The organism is Rhizobium sp. CB2179 (assembly GCF_057653455.1).
Window position 1 is genome coordinate 348326 of the sequence record NZ_JBYGKR010000002.1, and the last position, 13405, is coordinate 361730.

Here is a 13405-nt window from a genome sequence, read left to right on the forward strand (position 1 = left end):
ACTAAGACATCCTGTTCTAAATTGATGTCGTCCGAAAACCGCCCACACTTTTCGGCTTCATGCTCTAGCGGAACGCCGGATCGGCAGTCCGATCAAGCGCTCGTATTCCCGTTCCGGAATGCCGTAGCTTCCGGCGGCGATCTCCTCCAGCCTTTCTCGGTCGAGAACCTTGACGTTGGCGCGGGTCGACCTAATGGCTCTCATTCCTTCGATGACATGCAGTTCGTTCGTCACGCCCGAGCGTCGTACGCCGAGCATCAGCGCCAGAAATTCATGCGTGAGCGGCAGGTCGTTGCCATTCAGCCGATCGTGACACATCAACAGCCAGCGGGCGAGCCGCTCATGCATGTTGTAGCGCCCGTTGGCGAGAGCCGACTGAGCCAGTTGTATATCACAGCAATGCATATATTGGAGGAACAGATCGTTGACGGCAGGAAACGCTGCGAGCACCCGCCCGAAGGTCTCGACGGAGACCAGCAGGCCGGATCCCGCGACCTGCATGAAGGTCCGATTGGGTGTCGTATTCGTCTTCAGAACAACATGCAGTCCTGCCATGCCCTCAAATCCGATATGTCCGACCTCGACGGCTTCGTCTTCGGCGTTCGTCGCCACCATCGATGCCAGACCACTTTCGACGAAACAGACATGTTCGTTCGGCTGGTCTGACTCGACCAGCACATGTCTCAACGGCAGCTCGACGGCTTGGGCATCGGCGGCCAGCAGGTCAAAGGCCTCCGCAGGCAAAGCCTTCAACAGCAAGTTATGAACAATACGCTGATCCTGTGCGGGCATGACCCCTCTCCAGCGGGAGGGAGCCCGCGCTCATACCGGCAGCTATGAGATCGCGGTAATGACCAGCTTATGCGTCAAAACAGCAGCCATATCCATATTTGGAAGGCGCTTTGTGCGGTTTTGACAAAACTTGCGGGCTGCCCGGGAAATCTGTCAGGGATTCCGGGGCAGACGGATCAGAAAACTCGCGCCGGGCCGCCGATTCTCGATGTGAAGCTCGGCCCTCAACTGCTGCACCAGAACGCGCACGACCTTCATGCCCAAGCTCTTGCCGTCATTTTTAGAGACGGAAAATCCGTCCGGGAAACCTTTTCCATCATCGGCGATTTCAAGGCGGATTTCGTCGGCGGTGGCGCGCGCACTGACGGTGACAGTGCCTGAAATATCGGAATAAGCGTGCTTGAAGGCGTTCGTCACCAGTTCGTTGACGAGAAGGGCAAGCTGGATTGCCCGGTCTGCATCGATAACGCACGCATCCGCGTCGACCGAAACCGTGTGCTTTGATGCCGCCTGCTGCAGGCGCAGACACAGGCTTGACAGAAAATCCGCCAGTTCCACCGTTTCGATGTTCGGTTGGCGCCACAATTGATCGTGTACCTCGGCAATGGTGCCGACGCGCGCTTCGGCATCGCGCAAAGCCTCTCCCACCTCCTGCTGTTCAGCCGAGCGGGCCTGCATCGAAAGCATGGCGGTGACCAGTGTCAGGCTGTTTTTGACACGATGGCTCATCTCGCGCAGCATGATTTGCTGGTGCTCATCTGCAAAATGACGCTCGGTGTCATCCCGAAGTACCTTGAGATAGCCGGCTCTTTGATGATGGGCGCGCAGCGGCATGGTCAATCCGCTGCCCCAGAACGTGGATCCATCCTTACGCAAATGAAATCGTTCGTTTTCAGCCCGGCCGCGCTCAAGCGCCGTCTCCATCTCGCGGTCAAGCGCCACATGGCCCTCGGTGCGGTCTTCCGGTACGAAGAGAATGCGTGCGTCTTGACCGAGAATCTCATCTTCCAGATATCCAAAGATGCGGCAAGCCCCGGTGTTCCAACTGATGATCCGCCCATCTTGATCAAAGGAAAAGATCGCGTAATCGATCGCGCTTTTAAGAATAAGCTGGAGGCGTTCCTCGCTGGCGCGCAACGCTTCGTCCTGCTGAAGCGTCAGGGTCCGGTCCCGGACGATTTTCGCCAGGCCGTAGATCCCACCCACGTCGTTGCGAAGCGGCATCATCAGCCCTGACGCCCAGAACATGCTGCCGTCTTTTCTGACGTGCCACCGATTGTCGTCGGCGCGGCCGGTGGTCAGCGCAAGCCGCTTCTCTTTGAGCGGCGCTCCGGCGAGTTGATCCTCGAATGAAAAGATGATGACCCCATTCTGTCCGATCATCTCGGATGCCGAATAGCCGAAGAGGTTTTCCGCACCGGCACTCCACGTCGCCACAGTGCCATCGAGATCCATGGCAAAGATCGCATAGTCGAGCGCGCTCTCGACGATGTGGCGATGGATTTCATCCTCGTCGCTCGGGAAGGAATATTGATCCATACCAGTGACCCCCAGCTGGATTACCGTAGGTGAGACTTTAGCATCTGCTAAAGGAATTTCTCGACGCGTGCGATTGCGTACAAAACCCGGTCGGCGAACCGCGTGCAAAAGAGGCACGGTGGGTCAAATGCCTTGCAATCGGCCACCCCGGGTTCAAAATTTCGGCATCGCCGAGCAGACTTCATGGCGCTCGCGGCTGGGAGACGGCGTGCTCTCGCCAAACGACGCGAGCAGTGCGATACGACCGTTCAAAAGCGAAAAATCTATCGCAGCTGGCGGATCCGGAGCTTTCTTTTTCTGGACAGCATTCTCGAGCCACACTCGGCGGCCACCGACGTCGTATGGAGGCTGGCGCCCTTGGATTTCTAGTTAACCGACCTGTCGTTCGTCGATTGGTCGTATATTTGCCGCCGTCCTCAGGCTTTGCACCAGTAGCGATCGGGGCTTGCCCCTCGTCGGCGAGAACAAGGTGCTCTGCCTTTGGATAAACAATCTTTTTCCAGTTATGCGGCGGATTGACGCACAACCCAAGGGATGCTACCTATAACTTAATTGGTCAGGCCAATTGACCAGCTGCGCGCTTGAGGAGAAGCCGCCTAGGGAGGCCACGATGTTTTCGCCTGTTGAATCACGGCGCCTGTATCGGCAGGTCGCGGATCAGATTCGTATGATGATCGCCAGCGGTGAGCTTGCCGTCGGCCAGCGGCTGCCGGCCGAGCGCGATCTGGCGGAGCAACTGTCGGTTTCGCGCCCGACCGTCCGCGAGGCGCTGATCGTCCTGGAGGTCGAAGGCCTCGTCAATATCCGCATGGGATCCGGCATTTATGTGGTGCGCCAGCATGCTGCGACCGTCGCTGGGGCCGAGCGCGAGCCAGTGGAGGGGCCTTTCGAACTGCTCCAGGCGCGGGCCCTCATCGAATGCGCCATCGCCGAAGAAGCGGCCGGTCGCGCCAAGCCGGACGATATCGCTCTGCTCGATGAAGCTCTGACGCGCATGGGTGGTGTGGTTAACGATGCAATCGCAGTGCTCGATGCCGATCGCGCCTTCCACACCGGCATTGCCGCCATCATTGGGAATGCGACATTGATCCGCGTGACGGGCGAGATGTTCGACATGCGCATGACGCCTTATTTCGCAAGGCTCGCTAGCCACTTCGAGGGGCCGACGACATGGCGCAGCGCTCTGGATGAGCACCGGGCCATTCGCGACGCGATCGCCGCCGGCGATGCCGCCGGCGCCAAGGCTGCCATGCGCGCCCATCTGACCATGTCACAGAAGAGGTTTTCCGAAAGCTTCGGGGAGGAGTTCTCGGGGGAAGAGGAGCGCGGACGCAACAAGCGGCCGCCGAAAGGAACTGCCAAGACTTAACCCAAGCTCGGGAGGAGAGAGCAATGAAAAGCAGACTGGCAACGATACTTTGCACTGCAGCCGTAATCATGGCGAGCAGCGCGATCGCACAGGCCCAGACAGTGCTGAAATGGGCTCATGTCTATGAAACGTCAGAGCCCTTCCACACGGATTCCGTATGGGCCGCAGAAGAGATCAACAAGCGCACAGACGGGCGCTATAAGATCGAGGTCTATCCGGCGTCGCAGCTGGGCAAGGAAGCCGACATCAACCAGGGCCTCAAGCTAGGGACCGTCGACATCATCATCTCGGGATCGAGCTTCGCGGCGCGAGACTACAAGCCGATCGGCGTGACTTACTTCCCCTACATTTTCCGCGGTCCCGATCACCTGATCGCCTATACCAAGAGCGATGTCTTCAAGCGTCTTGCCAAAGGCTATGAAGACAAGACCGGCAACCACATCGCGGCCGTCAGCTATTACGGCACGCGCCATACGACATCAAACAAGCCGATCACCAAATGCGCCGATATGCAGGGCTTGAAAATCCGCGTGCCTGACGTTCCGGCCTATCTCGCCATGCCGCGCGCCTGTGGCGCCAACACCACGCCGATCGCCTTTGCCGAGGTCTATCTCGCTTTGCAGAACGGTACGGTCGAGGCGCAGGAAAATCCGCTGACGACGATCGAGGCGAAGAAGTTCTACGAAGTCCAGAAGAACATCATCCTCACCGGCCACATCGTCGATCACCTCAACACCGTAGTCTCGAAGACGCGGTGGGCGAGCCTTTCCGACGAGGACAAGAAGATCTTCGGCGAGGTCATGCAGGAGGCCGCCGAGCGTACGAGCAAGACAATCGCCGGCAAGGAAAACAGCCTCATCGCGACCTTCAAGGAAAAAGGGTTGAATGTCGCCGAGGTCGACAAGGCCGATTTCGAAAAGACCGTGATGGAAAAGGTCAAGTTCGAGGATTTCGGCTACGAGAAGGCCGATTGGGAAGCAATCCGCGCGATCCAGTAAACCCACGCGGCGCGGCGCCTTACAGCGCCGCGCGTCTTTCAGACGCGCAAGGATGCAGTAACACGTTGGTTGCTGCAGGCGCCGCGCTCCTTCATTCCGAACTGGAACAGGGCCGATCATGTCGCAAGAAATTCATACGCAAATCACGGCCGAAGAAATCGGTCACGAGTTCGAAGGGCACGCGCCGACCGCAAACGTCTCGGACTACGCCATTGAAGACTGGATCACGCTGAGCGTCTTCTGGCTGATGGCCGGCTGCGTCTTCCTGCAGTTCTTCACGCGCTATGTGCTGAACGACAGCTACGCCTGGACCGAGGAGATTGCGATCAACTGCCTGATCGGCGTCGTCTTTCTCGGTTCCGTCATGTGCGTGCGCACCTCGCGGCATATCCAGGTGGATGTGTTCTATCACTATATGCCGGCAGGTCTGGCACGCGTGCTCGCCACTTTCGTCGATATCGTTCGCATCGGCTTCTTCGCCTATGGCTGCCACCTGATGTGGCGTTACGTCGATATCGTCGCGGACGAGCAGATGGTCACCGTCGACCTGCCGCGCAACGTCGTTTTCTACAGCGTTCTCATCGCCTTCGTGCTGATGCTGATCCGCGCGATCGTCGTCTTCATCGCCAATATGCGCCGCGGCTACTCCGTTTTGGAGCGCCCCGAAGAATTCCAGACCGTCGAGGATTGATCTGATGCTACTGCTTCTTGGCTCGTTTCTGGTGCTGATGCTGGTCGGGGTGCCCGTTGCCATCTCGATGGCCGTCGCATCCGTGCTCTACATCGTCCTTTACGACGTGGCGCCCGATATCATCGTCGCCCAGCGCATGATCGCCGGCGTCGAAAGCTTCCCGCTGCTCGCCGTGCCCTTCTTCATCCTGGCGGGCAATCTGATGAACTCGGCCGGCGTCACCGGCCGCATCTATTCCTTTGCCGTCGCTCTCGTCGGCTGGATGAAGGGCGGTCTGGCGCAGGTTAACATCATCGGTTCCGTGATCTTCTCGGGCATGTCTGGCACGGCGCTTGCCGATGCGGCCGGTATCGGCACGATCGAGATCAAGGCAATGAAGGATCATGGCTATCCGGTCGAGGCCGCGGTCGGCGTGACGGCGGCTTCGGCAACGCTTGGCCCGATCTTCCCGCCGTCGCTGCCTTTCGTGATTTACGGCATGATGGCGAACGTCTCGATCGGCGCTCTTTTCATGGCGGGCATCCTGCCCGGCATTGTCATGACGCTCCTGATGATGATCACCGTCGCCGCCTTTGCCTATTGGAAGCGCTGGGGCTCCGACGCGCCATTTGATGTCAGACAGCTGCTGTCGGCGGGGATGGAAATCGTCGTCGTCCTGGCGGTGCCGCTGGCCATCTATCTGCTGATGCAGGCGGGCGTATCGATGAATGTTGCGGCGGGCATTGCCCTTGCCCTGCTTCTTGCCCTCGACTGGTATTTCCGCTTTTCCGCCGTCATGGCGCTGATGACGCCCGTCATCCTGATCGGCGGCATGACGATGGGCTGGTTCACGCCGACGGAGGCAGCGGTTGCGGCTGTCCTCTGGTCTCTGTTTCTCGGTCTGGTGCGTTACCGCACGATGACGCCCTCGACGCTTGCCAAGGCGAGCTTCGATACGATCGAGACGACGGCATCCGTTCTCTTCATCGTCACTGCGGCATCGGTCTTCGCATGGTTGCTGACGGTGAGCCAGGCGGCCCAGTTGCTCTCCGATGCGATCCTGTCGATCACCGACAATAAATGGGTTTTCCTGATCCTCGTGAACCTGCTGATGCTCTTCGTCGGCTGCTTCCTGGATACGATCGCGGCCATTACCATCCTGGTGCCGATCCTTCTGCCGATCGTCCTGAAATTCGGGATCGATCCGGTCCAGTTCGGTCTCATCATGACGCTGAACCTGATGATCGGCCTGTTACACCCGCCGCTCGGCATGGTGCTTTTCGTACTGTCGAGGGTTGCGAAACTCTCCGTCGAACGTACGACCATGGCGATCCTGCCCTGGCTGGTGCCGCTCTTCCTGGCGCTGATCCTGATCACCTTCGTGCCCGCCATATCGCTCTGGCTGCCGCAGCAGCTTGGACTGTTGAGATAGGATGGACACGATGCACACACGTGTGGCACGGCTTTACCAAAAGGGCGATCTGAGGATCGAGACCGATACGCTTGCGGCCCCTGGTCCCGGCGAGGTGCTTCTCAAAATGGCGGCCGCAGGGATTTGCGGCTCCGACCTGCATTATTATCAGGACGGCGGTTTCGGCCCAGTCCGGGTTCGCGAGCCGATCATACCCGGCCACGAGGCCTCGGGGATTGTGAGCCAAGCGGGCGAAGGGGTCGACCTGAAGGCCGGGACGCTGGTGGCGGTCAATCCCAGCCAGCCCTGCGGGCATTGCGAATATTGTGAGAACAATATGCCGATCCACTGCCTGGAAATGCGCTTCATGGGCAGTGCGATGCGCCTTCCGCATGAGCAGGGCATGTTCCGGGAATGGCTGGTGGTGCCGGCCAAGCAATGCTTTGCGGTCGGAGTTGCGACAACTGCGGCGGAAGCGGCCTGCAGCGAGCCGCTCTCCGTCTGCCTGCACGCGGCATCACGCGCAGGGGACATTGCCGGCAAACGCGTCCTCATTACCGGAGCCGGCCCGATCGGCGCCCTGATGGTTGCTGTCGCCAGTTATTTCGGCGCAGATGAGATCGTAGTGACCGATCTCGCGGATGCGGCGCTGGACCGGGCCAAAGCGATGGGCGCCAGCCGCACGATCAATGTTTCCAAGAATGCCCAGGCGCTTGCAGAATATGAGGCGGGAAAGGGCCATTTCGATCTCGTCTTCGAATGCTCGGCCGCCGCCCCGGCCATCCGCGGCGCGATTGCCGTCATCAGGCCGCGCGGAACGATCGTGCAGGTCGGCGTCACGGGAGACGTCCGGATCCCTCTCAACGCCATCGTCGGCAAGGAGCTTCAACTCCACGGAACGCAGCGCTTCCACGAGGAGTTCGGTACTGCCGTCGAGCTGATTTCCAGCCGCAAGATCGATGTGCGGCCGATCATCAGCCACAGCCTGTCGCTCGAACAAGCCACCGCAGCCTTCACGCTCGCCGGCGATCGCGCAGCCGCCTGCAAGGTGCAACTCACCTTTTAGAGCGCGTTGCGGAAGTGACACCTGCGCGGCGGGGCGATGAACAATCGAATCCGCCCGGCCGACGCAGCATTCGCTTCAACGTGAAGCAGTAACCTCACTCCCCTGAAACTGCTCTATCGCTCAGTCGGCGAGAGGAACCGATTTCGAAGTCTCAAGAAATTCTTGACGTCTATCTTATGTCTACATAATGTCTTCCAAAAGGATTATGAGATGGACCATGAAATTATCTCCGAGGTCGGCAACCCCGACCGTAAAACGAATCTAAGCCTGACGCTTCGCAGACGCATCCTGACGATGGAACTGCCGCCGGGTGCGGTGTTGGACGAAGTGGCGCTGAGCGAGGAGTTTGGGTTGTCCCGACCGCCGGTTCGCGAGCTGATGCGACAGATGGCTGGCGAAGGCTATATCGAGCTGGAAGCCAACCGTGCTGCGCGCGTCAGTTCGATGAGCTACCAGTCGCTGCATGACTTCTTCCTTCTTGCGCCGATGATCTACATCACCGCCAGCAAGCTGGCGGCCGAGAACGGAACTCGCGGGCAGCTCGACGTGCTGAAGCAGGTTCAGCAATCATTTCGAAAGGCCGTCGACAATTGCGACGTCGAAGGGCGCGTCTTCTACAACGACCAGTTCCACCGCCAGATCGGTGAGATGGCGCACAACGTCTATCTGGTTCCGAGCCTGCGGCGACTGCAGATCGACCATGCGCGCATCGGCAAGGTTTTCTACAAGCACCCGAACACGCCTCGCATGCAGGAAGAACTCGAGCTCGCCACGCAACAACATGATGAGATGATCGAAGCCATCGGGAATCGCAATCCCGACGCAGCCGGAGAACTGGCGCGGCTTCACCTCGAGCTTTCACGACGAAACATGGCCATGTACGCGGCCCCGGAGGGTCTGGAGACGCCGACCCTCTAGGACCTTTGGCTCGACCCTTCGGCAGCCTAACGCAGGACACCAAACGAATGTCTGACTTCCAGTTTCCAGGCCTGAATCTTGCCATTACCACGCCGTTCGACGATGCCGGACGCATCGACTACGGCAGGCTCGAATACAATGTCGAGCGCTATCTCTCAGCAGGCGTCAGGTGCTTCCTGTTCAGCTCCGGCACCGGCATGCACGTCTATCTTTCCAAGGAGGAATCCGAGGAGCTGATCCGGCGCGGAGCGCAGATCGTCAATGGCCGGGCGAAGGTGATTGCGCAGACCTCCGCGCTTCTGGTGGAAGACGTCGTCGAACGCACGATCCGCGCGCGCGACGCCGGCGCCGAAGGCGTGATGGTTCTACCGCCCTTCTTCGAAGGGCCGACCGACGACCTAGGCATCGTCGATTTCTACAGCGAGGTTGCAAAGGCCGGTCTTCCGGTGATTGGCTACAACGTTCCCCAGGCGGTCGGCGTCGCCGTCACGCCCGAACTTCTCGACAAGCTGAGCGAAATCCCCGGCTTTTGTGCCGTCAAGGACAGCAGCGGCGATCTTGGAAAGCAGGCAGCACTTATCCGCACCGGCCGTTTCGTCATGAACGGCGCTGACCCTCTCGTTCCCTATGCGCTCTATGCCGGATGCGACGGCCTGATCTGGGGTGGGGCGAACTTCGCTCCGAAAACCTGCGTCGCCCTCGTCGAGGCCGCCGCCGAGCACAAGTGGGACGAGGTTCGCGCGCTCTGGAAAATCTTGGAGCCGTCTATGGGGCTGATCTGGGAAGGCGATTACGTGCAGTCCGTCTATGCGGCGGCAGATCTGATGGGCTACGGGGCCGGCGTTCCGCGAAAACCGCTGCGCGGGCTTGCCCCAGAAAAGCTTCCGGCCATTCGCCGCTCCCTCGAAACGCTCATGGAGCGGGAAGCGATCTGACGTGACCCAGGCCGCAAGGAATGTCTTCGTCGCTTCCAGGCTGCCGAAACGCGCAGGCGTTTCGGGCTGGGTGGCCATGCTTGCGCCCCGTACGCCACGGCCGGCGCTGACCGGACCGGTCATTGCCGACGTCGCGATCATCGGCGGTGGTTTCGCCGGCCTTTCCGCGGCGCGGCGCATCTCACGCCTGGACCCGACCGCGCGGGTCGCGGTGCTGGAAGCGGGCATTGTCGGCGAGGGGCCTGCGGCCGCGAATTCGGGCTTCATCATCGACCTGCCGCACGAGGTCTCGTCCGACGATTTCAGCGGAGAGTCGGAGGCGAGGTTCAGGCAATCCGTGCTCATTCAGCGCTCGGCCATCGCTCTGGCGACCGAGATGGCGACCGAAAATGGCTGGGGCAAGGAGGTGTTCGATCCCTGTGGCCGATACAGTGTCGCCATTAGCGCGGAAGGCGACAAGCACCTCGATGACTATGCGCAGCAGCTCACGAACATGGGCGAAGACCATCGGCTCCTGAGCGCCGGGGAGATCGAGGCAGTAACGGGATCGCCGGTTTACACCTCCGGTCTGTTCATGCCCGGCACGATCATCGTGCAGCCCGCCGCCTACATTCGCGGGGTCGCAGACTGCCTGAAGGAGCCAGTCACCCTTTACGAGCGGACGCCGGCGCTCTCGTTCGAGCGCTCCGGTACAGGATGGCTCGCCAAGACGCCGCAGGGTTCCGTGCAGGCGGCAAAGATCATCATGGCAAACAACGGACATGCGGAGAGCTTCGGCTTCTTCCGTGGGCGTCTGCTCCATGTATTCACTTATGCCTCCCTCACCGAGGCGTTCGACCCCTCGCGCCTCGGTGGAGAACGGAAGTGGGCCGCCACGCCCGCCCTGCCGATGGGAACAACTGTCCGCCGCATCAGCACCGGCACCGGCGACCGAATCCTGGTACGCTCGCGCTACAGCTATAGTCCGAGCATCGCAGTCAGCGACGCCGCGATCCGGCGAGCCGGCCGCCTCCACGACGGCAAGTTCTCCAAACGCTTCCCCACCCTTGGCGGCGTCGGGATGCAGCATCGCTGGGCCGGTGCGATGGCGCTCACACGCAATCATGTTCCGGCATTCGGCGAGATCGAACGTGGCGTATTCGCGGCATGCGGCTGCAACGGCCTTGGAGCGTCGAACTCGACAGCATCAGGGATCGCGGCTGCGGAGCTGGCGCTCGGACATGATTCCGAACTCGGCCGCGTCTACGCGCGCCTGGCTGCCCCGACGGCATTGCCGCCGCAGCCTTTCACGACGATCGGAGCAAAGATCCATCTCGCTTATCGCGAGTGGAGCGCAGGATCCGAGTGATGAGGGATGACATCGTCATTATCGCCTGACGGCTCGTCCGGCCGGGACGGCGAACCGTTCCCGCAATACCTAATCGATCGCTTGGCTATAAATAAACGCTATAGCGGCAGAGTGGAGTTGTGTTGGCCAGCGACACTTCCCTGAACCTACTGTGACGGTGTCAGCGCTGGGCTGATGCGATAAGAACCGCGGAAAGCGGTCAGGACTACGCTGGGCCATATGCCCAAGCGTTTGCACCCGAGAACATGGAGTGGGAACATGAAACTTACCGTAAGCCGCAGAGCACTTTTCATTTCTACCGCGGTCCTTTCGCTGGCCGTGACCGTCTCCGGCCTGCCGGCGATCGCGCTGGCCGCGGACGGGACGATCAAACTCGGACTTGTTGCGCCGATGAGCGGCCCGAATGCGCGCTACGGCGCATTTTCGATGCATGGAGCCGAACTCGCCGTCAAAGACATCAATGATGCCGGCGGCATCGACGGGATGAAAATCGAACTCCTCAACGCCGACAGCCAGGGTACGCCGGTCGAAGGCGTTTCGGCTGCCCGTCGTCTGATCGACCAGGATGGCGTCGACTTCATCATCGGCGATGTTTCCAGCTCGGTGACGCTCGCTATCCAGCCCGTCGCGGAAGATGCCGAAGTTCTCCTGCTGAATGCGGCCTCATCCAATCCGAAGATCACCTACCGGGCCGGTGTCGGCGGCTTCAAGTGGACCTATCGCAACTATCCGACAGATGAAAACCGGGCGCTGATCGTCGCCAAATATGCTGCAGAGCAGCGCGGTTTCACCAAGTTCGCCGTGCTCTCGGTCGACAGCGACTATGGCCGCTCGGCGATCACCTTTACAAAGAAGTACCTGCCTGATTTCAAGGGAGAGATCCTCAGCGAAGACTACTACAAGGAAGGCGAAGTCGACTTCCGCAGCGTTCTCGCCAAGATCCGCGACAATGGCGCCCAGGCGATCATCATGTACGGCCTCGCCGATACGACGCCCATCATCGCCCGCCAGATGATCGAACTCGGAATAGCCGGCAAGGTCACGCTGATCGGCAATGGCGAGTTCAACACGGAAAAGACCATCAAATCAGCGCCGTCGGCGCTTGAGGGCGCCGTCGAAGCCGCCGCATGGCTTCCGCAGTTCGACTCGCCCGAAAGCAAGGCTTTCGTCGAGAAGTTCACGGCCACCTACAACGAAGCCCCGAATAACCACGCCTATGTTCACTGGGATACCGTCAATCTCCTCGCTGCCGCGATCAAGCAGGCCGGCAGCGCTGATAAGGTGAAGGTTCGCGACGCACTTTCGAAGATCAAATATAAGAGCCCGGTTGGCGAGGTTACCTTCGACGACCACAACCAGGCCCGCCTGCCGATGATCCTGCTGCAGATCGAGAACGGCAAGCCGAGCATCAAGGGTGCATATACGGCGGACATTCAATATCCTGCCAACTAATCTGCCGGGAGGAGTACGCCCATGCTCTCGACCATAGTTGAGCAATCTGTGAATGGAATTGTCACGGGTTCCGTTTACGCCATCGTCGCCGTCGGCATGACCATGATTTTCGGGGTGCTGAGAGCCATCAATTTTGCTCACGGCGAGTATTACATGCTCGGCACGTTCGGGGCCTGGTTTTCGATCGACTATCTCGGCCTGTCCTATGAAGCGTCGATTGTCGTGGGCGTTCTTGCGACAGTCGCCGTTGCCTATGTGGTCGGGCAACTCGTCATGCGCCGGATGGTCGGCGCGCCCGCGGAGTCGGGCGTGCTCGCCACCCTCGGCATCGCGCTTATCCTGCAGAACACCATCATTCTTGTCTTCGGCGGAGGCTACAAGTTCTTCGCCGGAGGCTATATCGAACCGGTTTCCATCCTGGGCTTCAGTCTGGCCCAGCAGCGCATTCTCATTCTCGTCGTCTGCCTTTTGGTGTTCATCGGCCTCGAACTGATGGTCAGCTACACCCGCCTCGGAATGGCGATGCGCGCGGTTTCCCAGAACGTCGAATGCTGCAGCGTCGTCGGCATCGATGTGCCGCAGGTGGTGCTTCGAACCTTCATGCTGGGGGCGGCCCTCGCAGCACTTTCAGGTGTTCTGACGGCGCCGGTCAATGTCAGCGTCTATGGCGGCATGGGCGAGCTGATCACGTTCAAGACGCTGCCGATCATTATCATGGGCGGTTTGGGGAATGTGCGCGGCACTTTCGTCGCGGCGATGATCCTTGGCGTTGCCGAGAGCCTGGTCGCGACGTATGTCGGCCTGCAATTCCGCGACACCGTCGGCTTCGCCACACTGATCCTGATGCTGATGTGGCGACCGCATGGCCTCTTTTCGACGCAGGCGCGCTTCTAGCCGCTGCGCCCGC

12 protein-coding genes are annotated in these 13405 nt (G+C 60.2%); 10 read left to right on the plus strand and 2 right to left on the minus strand.

The features are described from left to right. Window positions 1-57 precede the first annotated feature (57 nt). Both AC244Q_RS25725 and AC244Q_RS25730 read right to left on the minus strand, forming a co-directional pair. Window positions 58-792: a Crp/Fnr family transcriptional regulator gene (locus AC244Q_RS25725; RefSeq protein ID WP_003562284.1), complete on the minus strand. Its 735-nt coding sequence runs from the start codon at window positions 790-792 to the stop codon at window positions 58-60. A gap of 153 nt (window positions 793-945) precedes the next feature. Further along, entirely contained in the window at window positions 946-2331 is a 1386-nt protein-coding gene (locus AC244Q_RS25730) for a sensor histidine kinase (protein ID WP_017996045.1), read from the minus strand. Between the two features lie 610 nt (window positions 2332-2941). Here AC244Q_RS25730 and AC244Q_RS25735 point away from each other — a divergent pair. The 10 genes from AC244Q_RS25735 to AC244Q_RS25780 all read left to right on the plus strand — a co-directional run bounded on the left by AC244Q_RS25735 (window position 2942) and on the right by AC244Q_RS25780 (window position 13392). Next, entirely contained in the window at window positions 2942-3700 is a 759-nt protein-coding gene (locus AC244Q_RS25735; protein ID WP_017996043.1) for a FadR/GntR family transcriptional regulator, read from the plus strand. Window positions 3701-3723: 23 nt separating this feature from the next. After that, window positions 3724-4698, plus strand: coding sequence for a sialic acid TRAP transporter substrate-binding protein SiaP (locus AC244Q_RS25740; RefSeq protein ID WP_003562281.1), 975 nt, complete (start codon window positions 3724-3726; stop codon window positions 4696-4698). A 118-nt stretch (window positions 4699-4816) separates the two neighbouring features. After that, window positions 4817-5389, plus strand: coding sequence for a TRAP transporter small permease (locus AC244Q_RS25745; RefSeq protein WP_003562280.1), 573 nt, complete (start codon window positions 4817-4819; stop codon window positions 5387-5389). Window positions 5390-5393: 4 nt separating this feature from the next. Further along, entirely contained in the window at window positions 5394-6800 is a 1407-nt protein-coding gene (locus AC244Q_RS25750) for a TRAP transporter large permease (protein WP_003562279.1), read from the plus strand. Between the two features lie 10 nt (window positions 6801-6810). Further along, window positions 6811-7845, plus strand: coding sequence for an L-idonate 5-dehydrogenase (locus AC244Q_RS25755; RefSeq protein ID WP_128406631.1), 1035 nt, complete (start codon window positions 6811-6813; stop codon window positions 7843-7845). A 210-nt stretch (window positions 7846-8055) separates the two neighbouring features. Beyond that, on the plus strand, window positions 8056-8763 hold the full coding sequence (locus tag AC244Q_RS25760; RefSeq protein WP_128406630.1) for a GntR family transcriptional regulator: 708 nt from the start codon (window positions 8056-8058) through the stop codon (window positions 8761-8763). Window positions 8764-8810: 47 nt separating this feature from the next. Further along, window positions 8811-9698 (plus strand): dihydrodipicolinate synthase family protein, encoded by an 888-nt coding sequence (locus AC244Q_RS25765; RefSeq protein WP_128406629.1) that lies wholly within the window; start codon window positions 8811-8813, stop codon window positions 9696-9698. A 1-nt stretch (window position 9699) separates the two neighbouring features. Beyond that, a complete protein-coding gene (locus AC244Q_RS25770) occupies window positions 9700-11046 on the plus strand; it encodes an NAD(P)/FAD-dependent oxidoreductase (RefSeq protein ID WP_128406628.1) in 1347 nt (448 codons plus the stop codon). Window positions 11047-11304: 258 nt separating this feature from the next. Then, window positions 11305-12498, plus strand: a complete 1194-nt coding sequence (locus AC244Q_RS25775) for an ABC transporter substrate-binding protein (RefSeq protein ID WP_128406627.1) — start codon at window positions 11305-11307, stop codon at window positions 12496-12498. A gap of 21 nt (window positions 12499-12519) precedes the next feature. Continuing rightward, a complete protein-coding gene (locus tag AC244Q_RS25780) occupies window positions 12520-13392 on the plus strand; it encodes a branched-chain amino acid ABC transporter permease (RefSeq protein ID WP_128406626.1) in 873 nt (290 codons plus the stop codon). Window positions 13393-13405: the final 13 nt, after the last annotated feature.

Bases quoted from the DNA above. Each gene is read 5' to 3' on its own strand.
- AC244Q_RS25765 (WP_128406629.1), top strand. From the start codon at position 8,811: ATGTCTGACTTCCAGTTTCCAGGCCTGAATCTTGCCATTACCACGCCG.
- AC244Q_RS25745 (WP_003562280.1), top strand. From the start codon at position 4,817: ATGTCGCAAGAAATTCATACGCAAATCACGGCCGAAGAAATCGGTCAC.
- AC244Q_RS25730 (WP_017996045.1), bottom strand. From the start codon at position 2,331: ATGGATCAATATTCCTTCCCGAGCGACGAGGATGAAATCCATCGCCAC.
- AC244Q_RS25725 (WP_003562284.1), bottom strand. From the start codon at position 792: ATGCCCGCACAGGATCAGCGTATTGTTCATAACTTGCTGTTGAAGGCT.
- AC244Q_RS25750 (WP_003562279.1), top strand. From the start codon at position 5,394: ATGCTACTGCTTCTTGGCTCGTTTCTGGTGCTGATGCTGGTCGGGGTG.
- AC244Q_RS25780 (WP_128406626.1), top strand. From the start codon at position 12,520: ATGCTCTCGACCATAGTTGAGCAATCTGTGAATGGAATTGTCACGGGT.
- AC244Q_RS25755 (WP_128406631.1), top strand. From the start codon at position 6,811: ATGCACACACGTGTGGCACGGCTTTACCAAAAGGGCGATCTGAGGATC.
- AC244Q_RS25735 (WP_017996043.1), top strand. From the start codon at position 2,942: ATGTTTTCGCCTGTTGAATCACGGCGCCTGTATCGGCAGGTCGCGGAT.
- AC244Q_RS25740 (WP_003562281.1), top strand. From the start codon at position 3,724: ATGAAAAGCAGACTGGCAACGATACTTTGCACTGCAGCCGTAATCATG.
- AC244Q_RS25775 (WP_128406627.1), top strand. From the start codon at position 11,305: ATGAAACTTACCGTAAGCCGCAGAGCACTTTTCATTTCTACCGCGGTC.
- AC244Q_RS25760 (WP_128406630.1), top strand. From the start codon at position 8,056: ATGGACCATGAAATTATCTCCGAGGTCGGCAACCCCGACCGTAAAACG.